The organism is Ewingella americana ATCC 33852, assembly GCF_000735345.1.
In the GTDB taxonomy this organism is placed as follows: domain Bacteria; phylum Pseudomonadota; class Gammaproteobacteria; order Enterobacterales; family Enterobacteriaceae; genus Ewingella; species Ewingella americana.
The window spans coordinates 138,329-151,769 of the sequence record NZ_JMPJ01000038.1 but is presented as its reverse complement, the minus strand read 5'-3'; the positions used below and the strand labels follow the sequence as shown (position 1 = coordinate 151,769).

12 protein-coding genes are annotated in these 13,441 nt (G+C 54.9%); 9 read left to right on the top strand and 3 right to left on the bottom strand.

The genetic code is table 11. The features are described 5' to 3' along the window. A partial coding sequence (locus GEAM_RS23345) for a hypothetical protein (protein ID WP_210435877.1) occupies positions 1-262 on the bottom strand: 262 nt, incomplete at its 3' end. Positions 263-324: 62 nt separating this feature from the next. Next, positions 325-600: a CBU_0592 family membrane protein gene (locus GEAM_RS06815; protein WP_034789817.1), complete on the bottom strand. Its 276-nt coding sequence runs from the start codon at positions 598-600 to the stop codon at positions 325-327. 326 nt (positions 601-926) lie between these two features. Between GEAM_RS06815 and GEAM_RS06810 the strand changes: the two genes are divergently transcribed. The 6 genes from GEAM_RS06810 (at position 927) to GEAM_RS06785 (ending at position 10,180) form a co-directional block, all read left to right on the top strand. Then, positions 927-2,510 (top strand): ABC transporter substrate-binding protein, encoded by a 1,584-nt coding sequence (locus GEAM_RS06810; protein ID WP_034789815.1) that lies wholly within the window; start codon positions 927-929, stop codon positions 2,508-2,510. After that, the gene (locus tag GEAM_RS06805) at positions 2,510-3,457 is read left to right on the top strand and encodes an ABC transporter permease (protein ID WP_034789813.1); all 948 of its coding nucleotides are present in this window, start codon (positions 2,510-2,512) and stop codon (positions 3,455-3,457) included. Before GEAM_RS06810 ends, GEAM_RS06805 begins: the two co-directional genes overlap by 1 nt. A 12-nt stretch (positions 3,458-3,469) precedes the next feature. Further along, on the top strand, positions 3,470-4,312 hold the full coding sequence (locus tag GEAM_RS06800; RefSeq protein ID WP_034789811.1) for an ABC transporter permease: 843 nt from the start codon (positions 3,470-3,472) through the stop codon (positions 4,310-4,312). Continuing rightward, entirely contained in the window at positions 4,309-5,961 is a 1,653-nt protein-coding gene (locus GEAM_RS06795; RefSeq protein ID WP_034789809.1) for an ABC transporter ATP-binding protein, read from the top strand. Before GEAM_RS06800 ends, GEAM_RS06795 begins: the two co-directional genes overlap by 4 nt. Beyond that, positions 5,958-7,985: a CocE/NonD family hydrolase gene (locus tag GEAM_RS06790; protein ID WP_034789807.1), complete on the top strand. Its 2,028-nt coding sequence runs from the start codon at positions 5,958-5,960 to the stop codon at positions 7,983-7,985. The genes GEAM_RS06795 and GEAM_RS06790 overlap by 4 nt, the downstream gene beginning before the upstream one ends. Before the next feature lie 221 nt (positions 7,986-8,206). Continuing rightward, positions 8,207-10,180 carry an acyltransferase family protein gene (locus GEAM_RS06785; protein ID WP_034789804.1) on the top strand — a complete coding sequence of 658 codons (1,974 nt, stop codon included), beginning with the start codon at positions 8,207-8,209 and terminating at the stop codon, positions 10,178-10,180. A gap of 26 nt (positions 10,181-10,206) precedes the next feature. Here GEAM_RS06785 and GEAM_RS06780 read toward each other — a convergent pair whose 3' ends face one another. Beyond that, positions 10,207-10,656: a winged helix-turn-helix transcriptional regulator gene (locus tag GEAM_RS06780; RefSeq protein ID WP_034789802.1), complete on the bottom strand. Its 450-nt coding sequence runs from the start codon at positions 10,654-10,656 to the stop codon at positions 10,207-10,209. Positions 10,657-10,823: 167 nt separating this feature from the next. Between GEAM_RS06780 and GEAM_RS06775 the strand changes: the two genes are divergently transcribed. The 3 genes from GEAM_RS06775 (at position 10,824) to GEAM_RS06765 (ending at position 13,415) form a co-directional block, all read left to right on the top strand. Then, positions 10,824-11,615, top strand: coding sequence for an SDR family NAD(P)-dependent oxidoreductase (locus GEAM_RS06775; RefSeq protein WP_034789800.1), 792 nt, complete (start codon positions 10,824-10,826; stop codon positions 11,613-11,615). 94 nt (positions 11,616-11,709) lie between these two features. Next, a complete protein-coding gene (locus tag GEAM_RS06770) occupies positions 11,710-12,615 on the top strand; it encodes a helix-turn-helix transcriptional regulator (protein ID WP_034789797.1) in 906 nt (301 codons plus the stop codon). Positions 12,616-12,725: 110 nt separating this feature from the next. Continuing rightward, on the top strand, positions 12,726-13,415 hold the full coding sequence (locus GEAM_RS06765) for a fumarylacetoacetate hydrolase family protein (RefSeq protein ID WP_034789795.1): 690 nt from the start codon (positions 12,726-12,728) through the stop codon (positions 13,413-13,415). Positions 13,416-13,441: the final 26 nt, after the last annotated feature.

The window sequence follows — 13,441 nt, the reverse complement described above, 5'->3', positions numbered from 1 at the left end:
GGTTCGAGACCTGAGGCTCGAAGCCCGAACTGAGGGAACCGCCTAAGCGGCGGCACTTCGCGACAATCGCAGTGGTTGCTGAAACACGTCCACCCCAACCCTGCGCAGCCTCGATCTTCCAGCAGCAAAAAAACGCAGGATTCCAAAGGGTTTCGTTTAAAACCCTTTGGGCCAGTGTGGGCGGCGAGCCCACGGTGTTGACCTTAAGGCCGGTGTGGCGGCAGCGCACGACCTTGACCTTAAAGGCCAGTTTGCGTGGCAACACACGGTTTTGAATTCAAACCCCAATTTTTCTTTAATTTTACCAAAATTCTTAAATGTGATTTAAATCTCAATTTCCGGAATTTTATTCTTCTCTAAATAACGGCGTTTCCGCGCCGCCCTCATCCCAATTAAGGTAAACAACAACCAGCATGACTGGGAAATACAGGACGCCAAATTAAAATCATGGCTCAGGGAGTAGAGACCAAAGGTACCGCCAATAATATTAAGCCAGGCATAAATATCAGCATCTACTGCTAGTTTGCGCATTTGAACTAGCGCATAAGCCAGCAGGTAGCAAAAGACGCCAATTAAGCCAATCACGGTATGGAAGTCCAACGGTTATTTCCCTTCGCCGAATTCAGATACAGGCAAAATAAAACGTTTCAGGGTGTTCTGCCGCGCATTTTTCGCATACTCTCATGATAAATTCTCATGCAAATTCATCAGAGTGTTTTGATATAAATCACTAAGCAATAAATATAAATTATTCCTTTTTTCACCTGCGCCTATCCCCTGTGCCCTTCGCGTTGAATCAAGGCAGCAAGCGAACAAACCCCGGTTAGCTTACCTCCGTAAGTGTTGCAGGCGAATGAACGCGGCCCCCGAGAGACGACGCGCAAGGCCAGGAGATAACAGGTTTTCGCCACCCCGGAGATAATTAGATGAAAGATAAAAATTCCGCTTTGACGCAATTAATGCAGGATGCAAAACTCAGCCGCCGCGGTTTTATTACTAGCGCTGCCGCTGTGGGTATTACCGCCGCATACGGTCTTTCCCCCCTGTCTGCATTTGCAGCCGAGCCGAAAAAAGGTGGCGTATTAAAATTGGGAATGTCAGGCGGTAACACCAGTGATTCTTTAGATCCCACATTATTCAGCGACTGGGTTCCGTTAAATCAGGCATATATGCTGATGAACGGCTTGGTTGAAATCGATGAAAATAACAAAGCTATTCCTGAACTCTTCGCCAGTTGGGAAGCCAAACCGGGTGCGACCGAATGGATTTTCACTCTACAAGACGGCGTGACATTCCATAACGGCAAGAAACTCGATGCCGACGACATTATTTACTCCATCAATTTGCATCGCGGCGATAAGACCAAAAGCGCCATCAAAACTCAGCTCTCGCCAATCACCGGTTTGACCAAACAGGGCGACAACCAAATCGCAATCACGCTGGAAAGCGGCAACGCCGACCTGCCGTACTTGCTGGCTGACTACCACCTGCTGGTGGTGCCGAACGGCTTTACCGACTGGTCGCACCCAATAGGCACCGGCGGCTTTGTGTTTGACCAATACGAACCGGGCGTGCGCTCACTGTTCAAACGCAACCCGAACTATTGGAAGAAAGACCGCGCCTTCGTCGACGCCGTGGAAGTCATCGTTATCAATGACCCGACCGCGCGCACTAACGCCCTGATTTCCGGGCAGGTTCACGCCATTAACCGCGTCGACTTCAAAACCGTCGACTTCCTCAAACGCAGCCCGGCACTGAACATCGTGCGCTCCTCCGGCGGCCAGCATTTCACATTCCTGATGGACTGTAGCGTCGCGCCGTTCAACAACAACGACGTGCGCATGGCGATTAAACACGGCATTGACCGGCAGAAGATCCTCGACACCGTGCTGCGCGGCTATGGCTCACTCGGCAATGACCACCCAATCCCGAAAACCGACCGCTTCTTCAACCACAGCCTTGAGCAGCGCGTCTATGACCCAGAAAAATCCGCCTTCTATCTGAAAAAAGCCGGGCTCACTGACCTCAAGCTCGAGCTCTCCTCCTCCGATGCCGCCTTTGCTGGTGCTCTCGATGCCGCCGCCCTGTTCCAAGGTGAAGCGCAAAAGAGTGGCATTCAGGTCAGCATCAAGCGCCAGCCAGCAGACAGCTACTGGGACGACGTGTGGATGAAAGCGCCATTCAGCATGGGTTACTGGGGCGGCCGCCCGACGGCGGATCAGATGTTCTCCACCGCCTATCAGTCGACGGCGAAATGGAACGACACTCACTGGAAAGATGAGAAGTTCGACGCCATGCTGCTGCAAGCCCGCTCCCTGCTGGACGACGGCAAGCGCGCCGAAATCTATGGCGAACTGCAAAGCATTGTCCGCGACAACGGCGGCGCGATGATCCCACTTTTCGGCGACTACCTTGACGCCGCTAACAAAAAAGTCGGCGGAATTAAACCGCATCCGATGTTCAACTTCATGGGTGGTCGTCTGGCCGAGCGCGTCTGGCTGGAGGCATGATGAAGAAGAAGATTTTACAACGCGTGCTGCTTGGCGTGGGCACGCTTTGGCTGGTTTCACTGCTGATTTTTGTCGGAACTGAAATGCTGCCGGGTGACGTGGCAACCGCCATTCTCGGCCAGAGCGCCACCCCGGAAACCGTCGCGGCGCTGCGTCTGCAATTGGGACTGGATGAGCCCGCCGTGCTGCGCTATCTGCACTGGCTGGTGGGCATTCTGCACGGTGACTTGGGTAACTCGTTGGCGAATGGCCGTCCTATCGGCAACGAGCTGCTGCCGCGCCTGGGGAATACGCTATTTTTGGCCGGTTACGCGGCCATTATCGCCATCCCGCTGGCAGTCGGTTTAGGGATTGCGTCCGCCATCTGGCGCGGGTCAATCTTCGACCGACTGGCGAATACCCTGACGCTTATCAGTATTTCGGTGCCAGAGTTCTTCGTGGGTTACGTGCTGGTGATCGCCTTCGCCATTCGCCTGACGTGGTTCCCTAGTCTGGCGATGGTTGATCCTAGCTCGTCTTTCGTCGACCGGCTCTATGTCTGCACCCTGCCAATGCTCACGCTGACGCTGGTGGTGTTGGCTCACATGTTGCGCATGACCCGCGCCTCGGTGACGGCGGTGATGTCCAGCCCGTATATTGAGAGCGCGGTGCTCAAAGGCGTGTCGCGCTGGCGGATTGTGGTGTCCCACGCCCTGCCCAATGCCCTCGCGCCAATCATTAACGTGGTCGCCTTTAACCTTGCCTATCTGGTGGTGGGAGTGATTCTGGTGGAAGTGGTGTTTGTCTATCCGGGGATTGGCCAATACATGGTTGACGCCGTGACCAAGCGCGACCTGCCGGTGGTTCAGGCCTGCGGCCTGCTTTTTGGCGGCACCTACATCTTCCTCAATACCACCGCTGATTTGCTGGCGATTTGGTGTAACCCACGTTTACGCCACGCGCGCTAAGGCAGGAGCAACATGAATCGTTCGTATAAACCTTCATTTATCAGCAACATTCCGCTGTCGGCGTGGATTGGCATCGTGATTATTGCGGTGAACCTGCTGGCGGCGGTTTTCGCCCCGTGGATAGCCCCGCACAGCGAAACCGAACAAGTAGGCGATATCTGGCTGTTACCTTCGGCGGCCACGCCGTTCGGCACTGACAGTCTGGGGCGCGACATGCTGTCACGCATCCTGTTTGGCGCTCGCACCACCATCGCCATCGCGCTAACCATCACCATTGCGTCATTCATTATTGGCATTATCAGCGGCTTTGCGGCGGCGATTTATGGCAAATGGGTGGACGTGGTGCTGTCGCGCATTGTCGACACCGTGATGTCGATTCCCGTGCTGATTTTCGCCTTGATGGTGCTCTCCGTGATGGGTACCTCCATTCCGGTTCTGGTGCTGACCATCGCCCTGCTCGACGCCACCCGCGTTTTCCGTTTGGCTCGCTTAGTGGCACAAGCCATTGTTTGCCAAGAGTATGTCGAAGCGGCTCGCCTTCGCGGTGAAGGCCTGCGCTGGGTGCTAACCAAAGAGATCCTGCCCAACGCCATGCCGCCGCTGCTGGCCGAGTTCGGCATGCGTTTCTGCTTCACCTTCCTGTTTATCGCCGGACTGAGCTTCCTCGGCTTGGGCATTCAGCCGCCTTACGCCGACTGGGGCAGCATGGTGCGCGACAACGCGCAGGCGATTAACTTCGGTCAGTTCGCGCCGCTCTACCCGGCTGCGGCCATCGCGCTGCTGACCATTGGCGTCAATTTGGTGGTTGACTGGCTGCTGGCTCGCAACAGTCTGCCGCACGGAGAAGAAGCATGACGGACAACAAGCAAGACCTGATCCTCGAAATGCGCGGGCTGCGCATCGAAACGCTCGACGGCTCGCCGCTAGTGCAAGACATCTCCCTGACGCTGGCGAAAGGCGAAATCCTCGGGCTGATTGGCGAATCTGGCGCGGGGAAATCCACCATTGGCTTAGCTGCGCTGGGCTATGCGCGACAGGGCTGCCGAAATAGCGGCGGCGAAGTAATTGTCGATGGCACCGATATTGTTTCCCAACCTGCGCGAGTTAAACGCCAGTGGCGCGGCCGCCGCGTGGCCTATGTCGCACAGAGCGCAGCGGCGGCCTTCAACCCGGCGTTGACCATTGAAAAACAGGTGTGCGAAGGGCCGATTCGCCACGGCTTGATGAGTAAAGAAGAGAGCCGCCAGTGGGCCATCACCCTGTTCCGCTCGCTGGATCTGCCGGACCCGGAAAACATTGGGAAACGCTATCCCCACCAGCTTTCCGGCGGCCAGTTGCAGCGCGCGATGGCGGCTATGGCCATGTCCTGCAAGCCTGACTTACTGGTGATGGATGAACCCACCACCGCGCTGGACGTCACCACCCAGATTGAAGTGCTGGTGATGCTGCGCAAGCTGGTGCGCGAGTTCAACACCGCTGCGCTGTACATCACCCATGACCTCGCCGTGGTGGCCCAGTTGGCGGACCGCATCATGGTACTGCGCCACGGAAAAGAAGTGGAAACCGGCAATACCGATCAGATTCTTAGCTCGCCAAAAGAGGAATACACCCGCCGCTTAGTGGCCGAGCGCGAACACGCAGCGGAAACCGTGACCGCCGCGCAGCCAGAAGCCCCGGCGGCGCTGCTGACCATCAAACAGCTGAGTACCGGTTACAACGGCAAGAAAGTGGTCAATGACGTCAATCTGCAACTGGCCCGAGGCAAAACGCTGGCGGTAATTGGTGAGTCGGGCAGTGGCAAAAGTACCCTCGCCCGCGCGCTGGTCGGCCTGCTGCCAGATACCCAAGGCAGCGTCGAGTTCGATGGCGTTACCCTCTCCCCGCTTTACCAACAGCGGCAGAAAGAGACCCTGCGCCGGATTCAGATGATTTATCAGCTGCCGGACGTCGCGCTTAACCCGCGCCAGACCATTCTTGAGCTGATTGGCCGCCCGGTGGCTTTCTACTTCGGCCTGAGTAAACGCGAAGTGCGCGCCAAGGTGGAAGAGCTGCTGACGCTGACCGAACTGCCGCTCAAGCTGATTGACCGATATCCGGGCGCGCTGTCCGGCGGCCAGAAGCAGCGCGTCTGTATCGCCCGCGCGCTGGCGGCCCAGCCGGAGCTGATTATTTGCGATGAAGCCACCTCGGCGCTCGACCCGCTGGTGGCCGAAGAGGTGCTCAACCTGCTGCGCCGCCTGCAAGAGCAGCTTGGGCTTTCCTACCTGTTTATCACCCATGACCTCGGCACGGTGAAGCGCATTGCCCATCAGGTGGCGGTGATGTATCAGGGCAACATTGTTGCCAGCGGCGACACTCGCGTGGTGTTCAGCCCGCCGATGCATCCGTACACTGAAAAACTGCTGACCTCGGTGCCGGAAATGCGCACCGACTGGCTGGATGACGTGCTGGCGCTGCGTTCTTCCTCTTCTTCCGACAAGACATCTTTGACAGGCGCACTATGACCACAAAACGCATTATTACTGAGTTCCCGCATTCGGTGACCACCATCGAGCATCTGTGGATCAAACTGAGTGACGGCACCCGCCTCGCCGCCCGTTTATGGCTGCCGGACAGCGCGGCGGACCAGCCGGTTCCGGCCATTTTGGAATACATTCCTTACCGTAAACGCGACGGAACACGCACCCGCGACGAGCCGATGCACGGCTATTTCGCCGGTAATGGCTACGCCGTGGTGCGCGTGGATATGCGCGGCAGCGGCGAGTCAGACGGGCTGCTGGCGGATGAATATCTACTGCAAGAACAGGATGATGCGCTGGAAGTGATTGAGTGGATCACCCAGCAGGCGTGGTGCAGCGGCAATGTCGGCATGATGGGCAAATCATGGGGCGGCTTTAACGGCTTGCAGGTGGCGGCCCGTCGCCCAGCGGCGCTAAAAGCGGTGATCACCGTCTGCTCCACCGACGACCGCTACGCCGATGATATTCACTACAAAGGCGGCTGCCTGCTCAATGACAACCTCTGGTGGGGCGGCATCATGCTGGCTTATCAGAGTCGCCCTTCGGACCCGGCGCTGGTCGGCGAAGGCTGGTACAACGAGTGGCTGAATCGCCTCGAGAACATGCCATTCTTCCCGGCATTGTGGATGGAACATCCGCTGCGCGACCGCTACTGGCAGCACGGTTCCGTCTGCGAGGACTGGTCAGCGATTCAATGCCCGGTGTTAGCCATTGGTGGCTGGGCAGATGCCTATAGCAACGCGGTGTTCCGCCTGATGGACAACTTGCAGGTGCCGCGCCGCGCCATTATTGGCCCGTGGGCGCATATTTACCCACAGGACGGCACGCCAGAACCGGCGATTGGCTTCCTGCAAGAGGCGGTGCAGTGGTGGGATCACTGGCTGAAAGGGGAACAAAACGCCGCGATGGACGGCCCGATGGTGCAAGCCTGGCTGCAAGACAGCCAGCCGCCGTCGGCCCAACGCCCGGTCAGCAAAGGTCAGTGGGTCGGCTTTGATAAAGGCACGGCAAGCAATGTGACGCATGAGCCTCGCTGGCTGACGCGCGGCCAGTTGAATGCTCATCCGGACGCAGAAGCTGGAGTGATTTCCATCTGCTCGCCGCAGAACCACGGTCTGATGGCCGGTGAATGGATGGGCGCAGGCGTGCTGGGCGAAACCCCGCCGGATCAGCGCGTGGATGATGGCAATGCTGAAATCTTTGATGGCCAGCCGCTGGCCGAGCCACTGTCTATCTTCGGCTTCCCGCAGTTCACCGTCGAGCTGAGCAGTGATAAACCGGCCGCTATGCTCTACGTGCGGCTGTCGGACGTCTCGCCAGAGGGCGCGGTCAATCGCGTGACCCACGGCTGGCTGAATCTGAGCCACTTACAGGGCCATGATAAATCTGTACCGCTGGTGCCGGGGCAGAAAGTGCGCGTACCGGTACAGTTGGACGGCATTGCCCATCGCTTTGAAGTCGGCCACCGCCTGCGGGTGTCGCTGGCCACCACCTATTGGCCGATGATTTGGCCAATGCCGGAAGCCGCCACCCTGACCCTCGACCTGCACAGCGCCCAGCTTTCACTGCCGGTGTGCCATCAGCCGCTGGTGATTGATGGCCCAATCAAAGAGCCGCAAAGCGCCGCGCTGACCCCGCAAACCGTGCTGACCCAAGGCCGCGTTGACCGTTCGATCAGTTACGACTTCCTGACCGATGAGTGGACCAGCGTGACCAATGGCGAAGGCGGCGTGTTTGGTGAGGGTGTTTATCGTTTCGACGACATTGATACCACGGTGGACCACAACCTGCGCCGCGAGCTGGTGGTCGGCAATGCTGACCCACTGTCGGCGCGCTATCTGCTGACGCAGACCATGAAAATTGGCCGCGAGGGCTGGCAGATTGAAGCTGTGATCACCCTAGAAATGCGCAGCGACCTGACTCACTTCATCGTCAGCGGCGATATGGTGGTCAGCCTGAATGGCGAGGAAGAGTTCACCAAGTACTGGCACGAGCGAATTCCTCGCTAATTCTGTCAAATATAACTCTGAAATGGAGCAACCTAGGCTCCATTTCACTTCACCAAACCTTATAGCATAATCTGAATATTCTCATAGTTATGAGCGAGTTGAGATTTTGCTTTTCACCCTAAACATCGCTAAAGTACCGTCTTTTAAACCCTCGCCCCTATTCGTAAGATTCGTTTCGAACCATCAGAATCTGCTTTCACTTTTTCAAATGGATGATTTTAATGCGTTATCGTCCCGATATTGATGGTCTACGAGCCATCGCCGTCATTCTTGTGCTCATTTTTCACGGCGGTTTACTCGTTTTTCCTTCTGGATTTATTGGCGTTGATATCTTTTTCGTTATTTCCGGGTATCTCATTACTGCGATCGTGATGTCTGCAAAAACGGCCGGAAATTTCTCGTTAGCTCAGTTTTATACTCGTCGCCTATTACGTATCCAACCCGCCCTATTAGCAGCTACATTGTTTACTCTGCTGATTAGCTTGGTTTTCTATCTTCCTGATGACCTTACCGCCTACCTTGATAGTGCCAAATATTCATCCCTGTTTTTATCCAATCAGCATTTCTCAAAAGTAACTACCGGCTATGCATCTCCCGATAGCGCTGTGATGTTATTGCTCCATACTTGGTCACTGTCGATTGAGTGGCAATGGTATCTCATTCTGCCATTAGTTATGATCACGACTTGGAGATACTTGGGACAGAAGAGTTTACCCCGACTTATTTTGCTGATGACTCCGGTCATGTTGTTGGTTGCTTTACTATTATCTCACCAACATCCAGATAAAAGTTATTACTTCCTATTATCCAGAATCTTCGAGTTTTTGGCCGGTAGTTGTGTCGTTGTGCTGTCACGTAGTGACACAAAGATGTCGTCTTGGCTCACGACAGTTTTAGGGATCACTGCACTTGCAGCGCTAATATATTGCGCAAGACAAACTTCGATTTTGTTAGGCTATCCCGATATTTATGCAGTGATAGTGGTCGCGGCCACAGCCCTGCTAATCTATATAGGCGGTATCGGCCCTAGTCCTATAACAAAAATATTGGCGTGGAGGCCACTGGTCTTTATCGGTAAGCGTTCTTACTCTCTTTATCTGTGGCATTGGCCAATATTCGCCATCGCGCGATATATGGGGTTCAATGAAAATGTAGTATTCAAACTTACTTGTTTCTCGCTGACATTTATTTTTGCCTTACTTTGCTATCGGTTTGTCGAGCAGCCGCTACGCAAACTTAACATCTCCCTACCACGCGCATTTCTCCTTTTGGTGGTGATACCTATTGCGCTGTTTACAGTTTTACTTGCGGCTAGTAAGAAATTTGAAGGTTTTGCTTGGCGATTTGGTCCGGAATTGATGCGCATCGAGGCCGTAAAGCACGCCAGTGCAGCAGAGTCAGAATTGCGTCAATCTTGTCTTAACGGCGACACTATAGGTACAGATGCCCACTGCTTTATAGGTGACGTAACCGCCCAAAAAAGCGCGTTGCTAATTGGGGATTCACATTCAAACCACTTTTGGGGATTTTTTGATACGCTGGCCAAAAATGCGCATATTTCAGTGTTGGCTCAGGGGACATCATCCTGTCTGGCCCTTCCTGACATTTACCAATATGACTGGTGGCATTTTAAAAATACCGTGTATCAGGAATGTTACGACAACGTTCGGCAGTATTATCAACTTGTCGAAAAAAATCACTATAACTACGTGATATTGGGCCAATATTGGGAAATGTATATTGGTGATAATATTATCAATCGCTTGGGTGATTCACGCTCAACAGAATTATCAGAGACCAGAATAGAAAGCAGCTTTAGAAAAGCGCTGGATATCATCGTTAAGTCTGGGGCTCGCCCGGTGATTATCAAGACTGTTTTTACCCGGCCGGAGGGTTATACAGCCTGTTTTAATCGCCACCTGATAATGCATGCCAAGTACGACAGTAGTCAGTGCAACTCTCAAGAGTGGCAAAGCGACCAACAAGATTGGTTCCCACAGTTATTTGAAAAACTGCAACAGGACTACCCATCGATGATTATCATCGACCCGAAAGATGTTCAGTGCCATGCAAACCACTGCTTGACCGAAATAGACGGCGTCCCAATTTATCGCGATGTTGGCCATATCACTGATTTTGCATCAAAGACTTTTGGGCAGTGGTATCTTCAAACCTACGGAAACCCTCTTAAGTAGGCGGCATTTAACACGTGATTTAGTCGCTATTTACGCTCGGGCTGAATCGCCGTGATCTGGTCATAGTTCAAAACCCGCCCATCTTGCGAACGCAGTTCTATGGTTTGCAAAGGTTGGCGGGTTTCTTTATCCACCATTTCGGTGAATGGCTCGTCATCTTCAAACAGGTATTTGCTACCCCACTGGCTTAACGCCACCATGATCGGCCGCAGCGCTTTACCTTTCTCTGTCAGCACATAGTCCTGATACGCCGAGCCGTCGGCGGCGGGTTCGATGCGCAAAATCCCTTCCGCCACCATCGATTTCAGCCGCGTGCTGAGGATGTTCTTCGCCGCGCCCAGACTGCGCTGGAACTCGCTAAAGCGCGTCAAGCCAATCATTGCATCGCGCACGATAAGCAAGGTCCACCAGTCGCCAATCAAATCCAGCGAACGCGTGGCCGGGCAAACGCTGTCTTCCATTCGGGTTCTTTTCATTGCCGTTCTCTCTTAGCTGTTCTCAGCGACTTGTTCTCTAGCAACAGGGCCGAGTAGCAAAATGTGCCCTGCTCAAAAACCTGGTTGCATTATAAAACCACCTGCCGTACAAATGCATCTAGTTTAATAATTAAACCACACCATCAACCTCTAAAAGGAACACCCAAATGTCGCAATCTACTCAACACAAACCCGTTGCTTTAATCACCGGCGCGTCCACCGGCATTGGTGCGGTTTACGCCGATCGTCTGGCGAAACGCGGCTATGACCTGATTCTGGTCGCCCGTAATGCCAAACGAATGGAAAATGTGGCGCAGCCGCTGCGCGAGGCGGGCACTCAGGTGGAGATCATTGCCGCCGATTTGACCGAGCATAACGACCTGCTGCGCGTGGAAGATTTTATCCGCCGCCACCCGGAGATCACTCTGCTGGTGAATAACGCCGGTTCCACTACGCCAGGCGGGTTTGGCTCTACCGACGTTGAGTCGATTGACCATCTGATTCGCCTTAACGTCACCTCGGTGGCTCGTCTGTCCCGCGTGGCGCTGGACGGCCTGCTGAAGCACAAAGATGGCGCAATCATTAACATTTCATCAGTGATGGCTTTTGCCCCTGAGCTGAATAAAGCGGTCTATACCGCCTCGAAATCCTTCGTGCTGACCTTCTCACAAACGCTGCAAAGCGAGCTGGAACAGCAAGGCTTATACGTGCAAGCCGTGCTGCCAGCCGCCACCCGTACTGAGATTTGGGACCACGCGGGGCAGAATATTGATGACCTGCAAGGGGTGATGGAAGTGGCTGATTTGGTTGACGCCGCGCTGGTGGGCTTCGACCGTAAAGAGAAAGTCACCATCCCACCGTTGCAGGATGAAAAACTGTGGACTGACCACGAAGCGACGCGCATTGGCCTGCTGACCAACTTCGCGCACTCTACGCCGGGTGCCCGTTACACTCGCTAACAGCCGCACGATGACCGGCGAACAAATTCGCTGGTCATCCGCTTTACTCTTTGCAAATATAACATTCCGTTAACGTCATTCGGACATGTGAAGTATGCCAGCCCCCGCCACCAGCGTGACTTATGGAATGTCGCAGCGCAGCGACCGCCCTGACTTTTATATCCGCGATCAGTCCGAACGCCCGGCGTTGATGCAGCCACACCGACATGACTATTTCCAGATCCAGCTCAACTGCGGCACCGATAGCGTCCAGCACATCGGCGGCGCCATTCGCCCCTTCACCTATCGCACGATTGCTTTTATCCAGCCGCACCGCCTGCATTTCATCCCTCATCCGAACGATGGCCGCTCGATGGTGATCAACATTTCTGCGCCCTTTTTACTGCGCAATACAGCTATGGACACGCTGGATTTAGATGACATTCCGCTGGCCGATGTGCCTGAGCTGGCACCGTTTCGCTTTCAGGAGTATCTCGACTTCGTGATGTCCGAAGAGGATTTCGCCGAGATAACCGTGCTACTGGAGAAAATGCGCCAGTGCGACCGCCAGCGCGAATTTGGCGATGAGCTGCGCCTGCGCGGCTACCTGCTGCAACTGCTCGGGCTGGTGTGTCATCGCTATCAACAGCCGCTGCAAGAGATGGCAGCGCGTAACGCCGAGAAGCGCGGGCAGCAGGCGGCGCTCAACCGCACGCTACGCTATATCCGCCGCCAGCTGGCTGACCCACAGCTGAACCTGACCGATGCCGCCGCCGCGGCCTTTATTTCTCCCAACTATTTGACCCACCTGCTGCGCAAAACGATCGGCAAAACCTTCTCCGAGCTGGTGCTGGAGCGGCGGATGCGTCTGGCGCGCATGAAGCTCACCACCAGCAGCGACAGCATTGCCGAGATAGCCCGCCAGTGCGGCTATACCGACGACGCCTACTTCTCGCGGCGCTTCCGTCAGGCCCACGGCGTGCCGCCGGGCAAGTTCCGCCAGTCGCCCACTGACTTCTAACGCCGATTTCCTCTTTTTGTCCAAAAACAGCATGGATCTGTCCAGTTTCAACCCGACGGTTTTACGCGACACTGCAACTCAGACATCGCAATAAACTGAAGGAAGACAATATGACTGATTACGTGTTTACCCCTGCCACCACGCCGTCTCTGGCGATTGAAGGTAAAGAGGCTCGCTTCCCATTACGCCGCGTCTACTGCGTCGGCCAAAACTATGCCGCGCACACCCGTGAAATGGGTCATGACCCTGACCGTGAATTGCCTTTCTTCTTCAGTAAACCGGCGGATGCGGTGATCCCAGCCAGTGGCAACGTGCCTTACCCGTCGCAGACTGAGCTGCTGCATTATGAGGTGGAGTTGGTGGTGGCGATTGGCGTTGGCGGCAAAAACATCGCCGTGGACAACGCACTGGACCACGTTTGGGGTTACACCGTGGGTGTCGATTTGACCCGTCGTGACCTGCAAACCGTGGCGAAAAAAGCGGGACGCCCTTGGGACTTAGCCAAAGGCTTTGACGCCTCTGCACCGACCAACCCGCTGCTGCCGGTCAGTAAGGTGGGACATCCGGTGAAAGGAATTATCTGGTTGAGCGTGAACGGCGAAGAGCGCCAGAACGGCCATCTGAGTGAGTTGATTTGGAAAGTGCCGGAAGTGATCAGCCTGCTGTCTGAGGCGGTTGAATTGCAACCCGGCGACCTTATCTTCACGGGAACCCCGGCAGGCGTAGGTGAAATCAAACGTGGCGATGTGGTGACTGGCGGTATCAAAAACATCGGGACGTTCAGCTTCACCATCGTCTGATGAGGCTAGCTTGTTGTTAAATCTAA

Excerpts from the sequence above, each read along its gene's own strand:
- GEAM_RS06810 (WP_034789815.1), top strand. The coding sequence starts at position 927 with ATGAAAGATAAAAATTCCGCTTTGACGCAATTAATGCAGGATGCAAAA.
- GEAM_RS06805 (WP_034789813.1), top strand. The coding sequence starts at position 2,510 with ATGAAGAAGAAGATTTTACAACGCGTGCTGCTTGGCGTGGGCACGCTT.
- GEAM_RS06800 (WP_034789811.1), top strand. The coding sequence starts at position 3,470 with ATGAATCGTTCGTATAAACCTTCATTTATCAGCAACATTCCGCTGTCG.
- GEAM_RS06795 (WP_034789809.1), top strand. The coding sequence starts at position 4,309 with ATGACGGACAACAAGCAAGACCTGATCCTCGAAATGCGCGGGCTGCGC.
- GEAM_RS06790 (WP_034789807.1), top strand. The coding sequence starts at position 5,958 with ATGACCACAAAACGCATTATTACTGAGTTCCCGCATTCGGTGACCACC.
- GEAM_RS06785 (WP_034789804.1), top strand. The coding sequence starts at position 8,207 with ATGCGTTATCGTCCCGATATTGATGGTCTACGAGCCATCGCCGTCATT.
- GEAM_RS06780 (WP_034789802.1), bottom strand. The coding sequence starts at position 10,656 with ATGAAAAGAACCCGAATGGAAGACAGCGTTTGCCCGGCCACGCGTTCG.
- GEAM_RS06775 (WP_034789800.1), top strand. The coding sequence starts at position 10,824 with ATGTCGCAATCTACTCAACACAAACCCGTTGCTTTAATCACCGGCGCG.
- GEAM_RS06770 (WP_034789797.1), top strand. The coding sequence starts at position 11,710 with ATGCCAGCCCCCGCCACCAGCGTGACTTATGGAATGTCGCAGCGCAGC.
- GEAM_RS06765 (WP_034789795.1), top strand. The coding sequence starts at position 12,726 with ATGACTGATTACGTGTTTACCCCTGCCACCACGCCGTCTCTGGCGATT.